Source organism: Pseudomonas sp. R62, assembly GCF_000257605.1.
GTDB classification, from domain to species: domain Bacteria; phylum Pseudomonadota; class Gammaproteobacteria; order Pseudomonadales; family Pseudomonadaceae; genus Aquipseudomonas; species Aquipseudomonas atacamensis.
In genome coordinates, this window is record NZ_JH635999.1 from 1,498,621 (window position 1) to 1,504,052 (window position 5,432).

The 5,432-nt window shown below is 62.7% G+C and carries 5 protein-coding genes; 3 read left to right on the forward strand and 2 right to left on the reverse strand.

The annotated features are described in order from the left end of the window. Both OQK_RS32125 and OQK_RS24810 read left to right on the forward strand, forming a co-directional pair. A partial coding sequence (locus OQK_RS32125) for a hypothetical protein (protein ID WP_443216342.1) occupies positions 1-86 on the forward strand: 86 nt, incomplete at its 5' end. Positions 87-172: 86 nt separating this feature from the next. Next, a complete protein-coding gene (locus OQK_RS24810; protein WP_016774805.1) occupies positions 173-1,450 on the forward strand; it encodes an OmpP1/FadL family transporter in 1,278 nt (425 codons plus the stop codon). Positions 1,451-1,453: 3 nt separating this feature from the next. Here OQK_RS24810 and OQK_RS24815 read toward each other — a convergent pair whose 3' ends face one another. Beyond that, entirely contained in the window at positions 1,454-3,067 is a 1,614-nt protein-coding gene (locus tag OQK_RS24815; RefSeq protein ID WP_016774806.1) for a mechanosensitive ion channel family protein, read from the reverse strand. A 10-nt stretch (positions 3,068-3,077) separates the two neighbouring features. Next, positions 3,078-4,193, reverse strand: a complete 1,116-nt coding sequence (locus tag OQK_RS24820) for an AI-2E family transporter (protein ID WP_016774807.1) — start codon at positions 4,191-4,193, stop codon at positions 3,078-3,080. Between the two features lie 308 nt (positions 4,194-4,501). Here OQK_RS24820 and OQK_RS24825 point away from each other — a divergent pair. Then, positions 4,502-5,432, forward strand: a 931-nt coding sequence (locus OQK_RS24825; RefSeq protein WP_016774808.1) for an amidase, incomplete at its 3' end; no start/stop codon positions are given.

Below are 5,432 nucleotides of genomic sequence, written 5' to 3' on the forward strand. Positions count from 1 at the left end.
AGAAAATCGAAGACATCGATGCCGAAATCGCCGCGCTGGAAGCCAAGCGCAAGGAACTGGCGCTCCAGCATCCGCGCATCGATTGATCAGTGCGGCGTCGGCAATCGGTCCGACGCCGCGCCGAGCTTGAGCTAGCCTTGAAACCGGATCGCATGCCATTCAAGGAGTTCACATGTTCAAGCTGATGAAAAGTTCGGTCGCTGGCGGATTGCTCTTCGCCAGCCTCCAGGCCGAAGCCGGCGGCATCATGATTTACGAGGCCGGCCACGAAGGCACCGGGCTGGCCAACGCCGGCTCTGCGGTCATGGCCAGCGACCCGAGCATTCTGATGACCAACCCGGCGGGCATCAGCCAACTGGCGGGCACTCAGATCAACTTCAACGCGCAGTTGATCCTCGGCGACGTCAGCTTCTCCCGCGACAACGCCAATACCTTCGGCGGCAACGAAGGTGGCAACGCCTTGAAGTACCTGCCCGGCTCCAGCTTCTTCATCAGCCATCAACTCGATGAGCGCTCCTCGATCGGCTTCGGCATGTACGGCAATTTCGGTCTGGCGCTGGACTACGACGATGACTGGGCCGGGCGCTATTTCGCTCAGGAGTCGGCCATTATCGGTGTGTCGTTCCAGCCCACCTATGCCTACAAGATCACCGACGACCTGTCCGTCGGCCTCGGCCCGCGCTTCATGCTTGGCTACTTCCGCACCGAAGTGGCGGTCAACAATAACGTGCTCGGTCTGGGCAACGCCGAGGATGGTCAGTTGCGTTACAAGGACACCGACTGGGGCACGGGCGCCAACGTCGGCGTGCTCTACAACCTCAACGAGCGGACCAGACTCGGGCTGGCCTGGACCAGCAAGATCAAGCTCAAATTCGAAGACAAACCCGAGCTGAAGAAAATCACCAATCCGCTGCTGCGTCTGGCGCTCAACCGTCTCGACGCCGATCAGCTGAACGTCGACATGAACGTGCCGCAGACCGTCACCACCAGCGTGTCCTACCAGCTCGATCCGCAGTGGACGTTGCTCGGCAGCCTCGGCTGGCAGGACTGGAGCGATTTCGGCAAGGTCGGCGTGGAAGTCGATACCGACCTGGGCTCGACTGCCAGAACGGCGCAGCGGCAATACAAGGACACCTGGCATGCCTCGATCGGCGCGCAGCACCAGATCAACCCGAAACTGCGCTGGAACGTCGGCCTCGGTTACGACTCCTCGGCAGTGGACGACAAGGATCGCACCGTCGACAACCCGATGAACGAAGCGTGGCGCCTGGCGACCGGGGTCAGCTATGCATTGCAGGACGATGTCGACGTGCACATGAGCTACACGCTGATCTACCTCGGCGACATGGACGTGCAACAGACCAAAGCGCGCTCCGGCGGCTCGGTCTCCGGCGAATACAAAAACGCCGCCCTGCATGTGCTGGGCGGCGGCGTGGTCTGGCGTTTCTAGGGATCACTCATCCTTCGGTGCCTGCGCCGGTGCGGTGAACCACTGCTCCGGCGGCACGCGTTTTTCCTGCTGCGGATCGCCCAGGTAATGCGGCGACATGATCTGCACGCCGTATTCATTGAACACGTCCTGAATATTGGCGTGGAGCATGCTCAGCAACACCGCACGCGGGCGCGGCTGGCTGGGGATGGCCTGGGCCACTAGGCGATACTCGGGATAGAAGTCCGACAGCGCGGTCTGGAACACCTGCGCCGGCGGGTCTTCGAGCACGCCCGGCGTGCGTTTGGCCGCCTCCAGCAACATCGCTTCGACCTGGCGCCATGGCGTGTCGTAGCCGATGGTCACCACCGTGTCGACCACGTAGCCCGGACCTTGCACGGTACGCGAGTAGTTCTTGGTCACGGTGCCGGTGATCATCGAGTTGGGCAGCGTCAGCACTTCACCGAGGCCGGTGCGAATCCGCGTGGTGAACATGCCCAGCTCGGTGACGGTGCCTTCGTACTCGCCGATCCTGACAAACTCGCCGGGGCGCAAAGTCCGCGTGTAGGTCAGGATCAATCCGGCCGCCGCTTGCCCGACGACGCTGGTGGCGCCAAGGGAAATCATCAGGCCGATCAGCACCGACAAGCCTTTGAACGCATCGGTCCCGGCGCCGGGCAGATAGGGATAAGCCATCGCCAGCGCAAACAGCCAGACTGCCAGCGCGGTCAGGCGTTGCATCGGTTGCAGGGTCTCATGGTTGAGCCAACTGAACGTCCCCGGCGCGGCCATCCGGCGCAGGATGCGTCGGGTAAATGCGGTCACGCCCCGGGCGATAAAGAAAATCGCCAGCGCCACGCCCAGCCCCGGTATCGCATCGACGATGCCCTGCAACAGATAACCGGCCAGTTCCACCAGATAGTTGTTGAGGCTTTCGCCCCACGGCCGCGTATACGGGAAGCGTGACAGGACAAAACCCAGCCATTCGTAGGACAGCAGCAGGATCAGCAACCAGCGCAGGAACAACAGACAGCGGCTGACCAACGGGTAGAGAAAATTCGAATCGATCAGTTGCACCCGTCCGACCTTCAGCGCCTTGGTGTGGCGATCCATCAGCGCCGGCAGTTTCGCCAACAACTTGTGGCGCAGCCATGACAGGCACCACAGCAGCGCCAGATAGATCAGCGTGGCCACCGCCGCCAGCGCCAGCGAACGCACAATCATCTGCACGTTACGCGCCTCACGGGTCTCGTTGACCACCTGGCGCAGTTTTTCCGCTGCGCCTTCGGCAGCTTCCTGCACCGAGGAATAGGCCAGGCTGTCGACGTCTTTCGGTGCAACGATGAACGCACGGGTATTGCCGATCAGCACCATGTAACTGTTCTGGATCGAATCAGTGCTGATTTTCAGCTCAGGGTCTTCCTCCAGCGCTTCACTGATCACCCGCTTCGCCCGCTTGACCCGTGAGGCCGGCGCCTCGCCAAGAATGGTTGCGCGAAACAGCATGATGCTGCGGTTGGCCACCTTCAGTTCTACCGCTTCGTCCGTTGCTGTCGTGGTGTCTTCCAGTGCCTGGCCGAGCCCGGACCACAGTGTTGCAGCCAGCAGCATCGCCAGCACCATCAGCCTGTTACGCATGCGCCGTTCCTTATGGCTGATTGTCGTGGGAGGTTTCGTCCAGCACTTCGCTGACGTCGGCCGGCTGATAGACCCAGCCGATGAACAATTCATAACCGACCGCCAGGATTACCGGCCCGGTGAACAGGCCGATGATGCCGCTGGTGACCATGCCGCCCAGCGCGCCGATCAGCACCACCGGCATCGGCACGGCCACGCCACGGCCGAGCAACATCGGCTTGAGCACGTTGTCGGAGAGCCCGGCGATCACCATCCACACGGCGAAGATGATCGTGCCGGGGCCGACGCCATCATGGGCAAAGACAAACACCACCACCGGCACGGTAACCAGCAGCACCGGCAGTTGCATGATGCCCAGCAGCAACACCATCAACGCCAGCACGCCGGCAGCGGGCACGCCCATGATCACCAGTGCCACACCGATCAAGATCATCTGGATAAAAGCGATACCGACCACACCCTGCGCCACCGCGCGAATGGTCGAGGTGCACAGTTGCGCGATCTGCGGGCCACGCACCGGGCCGGAAATCCGCGTGGTGATCGCCACCGCTGTGCGATGGCCGCGTTCGCCGTGGGTCATGATCAGTCCGGCGACGATCAGCGCGACGACAAACACCACGATGCCTGCGCCGACGCCGGCGGCCTGATGCAACAGCACCCGGCCCCAACTGGTCAGGTGCGGCGCCAGTTCCTTGAATACCCAGCTCAGATCCTGCGAAGCGTGCATCCAGATGCCATACAACGGCGCGCCGATCAGCGGCCAGTCGGCGACATTGGCGGGTGGCGGCGGAATCTCGAACTGCCCCGCTTCCACAGTTTGCATGCCCACCTTCACCGAATCGGCCACGGATGCGCCGAGCAGACTCAGCGGCACCATCAGGATGACCAAGCCGAGCAACACCAGCACAATCGCCGCCCAACCGTAACGGTTGCCGAGTTTTGCGCCGAGTTTCTGGTTCAGCGGGTACAGCGTGACCGCGAGGATCAGCGCCCACAGCATCACATTGAGAAACGGATGGAAAATGTCGTAGCAGAACAGCACCAGAGTGGCGATCAACCCGGCGCGGATCAGTACGTCTAGCAAGGCTTTGGAACTGTTGAAGGCAATCAGCGGCTTATCTTCCATGGCAACATTCCTGAGCGGTGCAGCATTCGGGATGCGCTGAGCCTAGAACATGTTGGGCTGGTCTTCCTGTGGGGCGCGGCATTTGTGCCTGAATGCATTTTATTGATTCACACAGAACCTGTGGGAGCTGGCTTGCCAGCGATAGCGGCGGGTCAGCCGCCACACAGTTGCACTTGCAACCCCTCACTGCAGGAAACGGAAACATGGTGTTAAATAGGCGCCAGTCCCGACCTTGTCGCTTCAAGCCGTGCCACGAGAACCGCTATGAAAACCCCTGCCCAGAACATCCACGCTCAACAGGTGACCCGATGATCGAAGTCACCGAAGTCTCCATCGCCCAACTGCGCGCCGCCCTCGAATCCGGCCAGACCACTGCCGTGGAACTGGTGCAGGCCTATCTGGCGCGCATTGATGCCTACGATGGCGCCGACACCCCGACGGCACTCAACGCCGTCGTCGTGCGCAACCCCGAAGCGCTGAACGAAGCGCGCGCCTCCGATGCCCGCCGCGCCAAAGGTGAAACCCTCGGCCCGCTCGATGGCATTCCCTACACCGCCAAGGACAGCTATCTGGTCAAGGGCCTGACCGCCGCTTCCGGCAGCCCGGCGTTTGCCGATCTGGTTGCCCATCGCGACGCCTTCACCATCGAGCGCCTGCGCGCTGCCGGGGCGATCTGCCTGGGCAAGACCAACATGCCGCCGATGGCCAATGGCGGCATGCAACGCGGCGTCTATGGCCGCGCTGAAAGCCCGTACAACGCCGCTTACCTCACCGCACCGTTCGCCTCCGGCTCGTCCAACGGCGCCGGCACCGCGACCGCTGCGAGTTTTGCTGCGTTCGGCCTGGCGGAGGAAACCTGGTCCAGCGGCCGTGGCCCTGCGTCGAACAACGGCCTGTGCGCCTACACCCCGTCGCGCGGCGTAATTTCGGTGCGCGGCAACTGGCCGTTGACCCCGACCATGGACGTCGTCGTGCCGTTCGCGCGGACCATGGCCGACCTGCTCGAAGTGCTCGATGTGGTCGTCGCCGAAGATACCGATACCCGTGGCGACCTGTGGCGCTTGCAACCTTGGGTGCCGATCCCGCGTGTCAGCGAAGTACGCCCGGCTGCGTACAGCGAACTGGCCGCAGACGCCAAAGCCCTGGCGGGCAAACGCTTCGCCATCCCGCGTATGTACATCAATGCCGACCCGGACGCTGGCACCAGCGAAGCCCCCGGCATCGGCGGCCCGACCGGTC

Coding starts and splice junctions, on each gene's coding strand:
- OQK_RS24810 (WP_016774805.1), top strand. CDS start 173: ATGTTCAAGCTGATGAAAAGTTCGGTCGCTGGCGGATTGCTCTTCGCC.
- OQK_RS24815 (WP_016774806.1), bottom strand. CDS start 3,067: ATGCGTAACAGGCTGATGGTGCTGGCGATGCTGCTGGCTGCAACACTG.
- OQK_RS24820 (WP_016774807.1), bottom strand. CDS start 4,193: ATGGAAGATAAGCCGCTGATTGCCTTCAACAGTTCCAAAGCCTTGCTA.